Origin of the sequence: Undibacterium sp. GrIS 1.2 (genome assembly GCF_040544435.1) — a bacterium.
Taxonomy (GTDB): Bacteria; Pseudomonadota; Gammaproteobacteria; order Burkholderiales; family Burkholderiaceae_D; genus Undibacterium.
This window is the reverse complement of record NZ_JBEONP010000126.1, coordinates 1-2,873: the sequence shown is the minus strand read 5'-3', so window position 1 is coordinate 2,873 and position 2,873 is coordinate 1. Positions and strand designations below refer to the sequence as shown.

Below are 2,873 nucleotides of genomic sequence, written 5' to 3'. Positions count from 1 at the left end.
CCACGCCATGATTGCCACTCTTTAAATTTATCCTGTTGCTATTGTCTCATTTGAGGTAAACACTCTGCTTGGCTTTTTATCGTGCAAAGATCTCTCCCTATTTAAATACGATGAACTGCGCCTTTTCTCCACATTTTTTATGGACGATTAAAATATACTCTATTGGAGTATATTTATTGCAAACAGTATTCTGTTACTTACTGCTCAGCTTGGGGGTATGGGCTGAGCTTATTTACTTGGCAGCAGGCAATACGGTCACGGTCATGGTTTTACTCATCTCCGGTCCATAAGACTGGTGTGCACCGTTGCCAAATTGTAGAGTCAAGGTGTGTTTGCCTGGAGGCAAAGTCAGTTCGGTTTCGGTCTGGCCTTTGCCATAGTGAATATGCGTCGCGTCCATAGGGACAGAAGTACCGGCGGGGACAGCGCCGCCGTCGATAATCAAATGATGATGGCCAGTTTTCGCGGTCATATCACCCAACGGAGCGATCTTCATGCCTTCTAGGCCAAATTTGACTTTAAACGGCGAGGTAACTTCGGCGTTATCCGATGGTGCTTCAAAAAAAGTCCGCTCGGCTGCATAGACGGATGAGAACGATAACAAACCGGCCAGCAATAATGGGAGCGAGGTCAGTTTGGATAATGAAAAGGATGTATTAAATAGTGACATAGTGAAGATCTCCTGAATGTTTTAACAACAAAGGGTATGAAAAAGCTTGGCGGCAGCTAACTGACCATTTGCAATAATTAAGGCAAAACCAAAACCAAAACCAAAACCAAAACCGAAACCAAAATCGAATCAGAGCTAAATCAAAGTAAATCCCAAGCTTCGCATGCAAACTATTTTGCGCTCATTTTTAAAAAATTTCTGGCTTTCCTGATAATTGTTCCAAGTCTGAGCTAGCCAACGTGTATCCTTGCGCAAATCACGACAATATTAAGCCCAACCTATCATGAACAAATCCGAAGCTATACAAATCGCCAATGACTCGCTACAAGTCAAGCTGCTCAATGACAGCAATACCCAATTCTCGCAAGTTGTGCGCTATGTCGCTGATGAAGGTTGGTGGTTAAACATTCCTTTAGTTAATTTCAAAAAAGAGTGTCATTTTTTGATCTGTAATGAGAAAGCCAAAATCATCCGTCTCCTGACGATCAAGCCCAACAATATCCTTAGTCCGGCGACTAAATTCCGCGTCAAAGATGGGGTAGCAGATATTTTTATTTCTGCCGCCAATGCTAAAAAACTGATTGATGTTTTACAAGGCGGGACTAAATATAGTTTTCATAAACATCTGGTGGATGAATATCGTTATTAGACGCTTCCCGTAGCCTTCCAACAGGCACCTAACTGGCGTAAATTACCCAGCATTGTCAGCCTGATCAGGCGCGACAGGCTCCAATGCCAAAAGTTGATTTTTTGCGGCAATCCATTGCGACATGTATTGGGTACTTTTATGGTGATGATGGCGCAACATGCTGCCCACAAAATTGGCCTGGCGTCCTGCTGCCCGCTGTTGATAAGCCACTTGCAAGCGATCTAATAAAGCTGCCGCGATGACGTCACGATCAAAGCGTAGTTGCAAAATCCGGTCGCCATTTGCTTGCGCCTGCTGCCATAAGGCTTGATCCCGATACAGCGCCACGGCGGCATTAGCAAACGAGACTGCATCATCTGCCTGCGCGCCGCCCCAAGGTAAATCGCCCTGCATACCTTCGCACCCAATCGCGGTCGTCACGTTTGGCGTGCCACATGCCATCGCATCTGCCAGTTTGCCTTTAATCCCCGCACCAAACCGCAAAGGCGCCAGACAGACACGCGCCTGCAACATGGCCTGATGTGCGTCCGCTACCCAGCCCACCATATGAAAACCTTGCTTAGGATGATGTAAGGCTGTGGCTTTAGGTGGTGGGTACGAGCCGGCTACATGCAATTGTGCATCGGGTAATTGCTCACGAATTTTTGGCCACAAAGCATGTTTTAACCATAGCACCGCGTCCCAGTTAGGCGCATGGCGAAAATTACCGATGCTGAAAAAATGTGCGCGCTGTTCAAATGTTGGCCGTGCCTGATGCGCTGCAGATGAGGGCATCAGCATCAAGGCGCAGTGATGCAATAACATGGCGGGAACGCCAAACTGCTGTTGCAGCAAATTGACCTCCGCATCGGAGATCATCAAGGTCAGATCGCAGCGATAAATCGCGGCAATTTCGCGCTGGGCGATTCCTTGATTTCCATTCGTTCCGCCCATTTTTTCACGCAATGACTCCGGCGAGGCTAATACAGGACCAGCCTGGTAACGCTCGGCCTCATTGCGGTAATGATGCTGGGTCGCTTTTAACAGCTGATGCCGCGCATCCCGCAGGCTATGCAGATCGGTCGTGTCCAATACGCGCAGAGCATCGGGGCATATCGCCTCCACCCGCCAGCCGAATTGTTCTTCCGTAAAAAACCGGTCAAACAACACCATATCCGGCTGATAAGCAGCGATAAAGCTATCAAAAGTAGCACAGTTGAGCGCGATACTTTTTTCCGCCACGCCCAATGCCGCCAAATCAGCACGGTGCTCGGATAAGGCGGCAGCGGAGGCAAATAACACCTCCCAATTCTGGGCGCGAAACAGCGTGATCAACTCCATCATCCGGCTACCGGCAGCGGAGGAGCGAGGTTCCGGCCAGACATAGCCGAGGATTAGGATTTTATTCATTTTATAAAGCTAATAATGTAAGAATTAAGGGAGTATTTTTAGTTGTCCATGTAAAACTTGGACAATTAGGTGGCGGATTCAGCTACGAAGAGCAACGGGAGGTAAGTTTTAGTGGGAGTATATCCAAATTATAAAAAACCTCAAACGGCGTTCGATAGCCGAGGC

The 2,873-nt window shown here is 47.7% G+C and carries 3 protein-coding genes; 1 reads left to right on the top strand and 2 read right to left on the bottom strand.

Going from position 1 to position 2,873, the window contains the following annotated elements:
• Positions 1–232: 232 nt before the first annotated feature.
• Positions 233–670 (bottom strand): DUF4399 domain-containing protein, encoded by a 438-nt coding sequence (locus AAKU61_RS22355; protein ID WP_354335813.1) that lies wholly within the window; start codon positions 668–670, stop codon positions 233–235.
• Positions 671–953: 283 nt separating this feature from the next.
• Here AAKU61_RS22355 and AAKU61_RS22350 point away from each other — a divergent pair, with 283 nt between their 5' ends.
• Positions 954–1,319: a hypothetical protein gene (locus tag AAKU61_RS22350; protein WP_354335811.1), complete on the top strand. Its 366-nt coding sequence runs from the start codon at positions 954–956 to the stop codon at positions 1,317–1,319.
• Positions 1,320–1,361: 42 nt separating this feature from the next.
• Here the strand turns inward: AAKU61_RS22350 and AAKU61_RS22345 are convergent, their stop codons facing one another.
• Positions 1,362–2,708 carry a glycosyltransferase gene (locus AAKU61_RS22345; protein ID WP_354335810.1) on the bottom strand — a complete coding sequence of 449 codons (1,347 nt, stop codon included), beginning with the start codon at positions 2,706–2,708 and terminating at the stop codon, positions 1,362–1,364.
• Between the last annotated feature and the right edge of the window lie 165 nt (positions 2,709–2,873).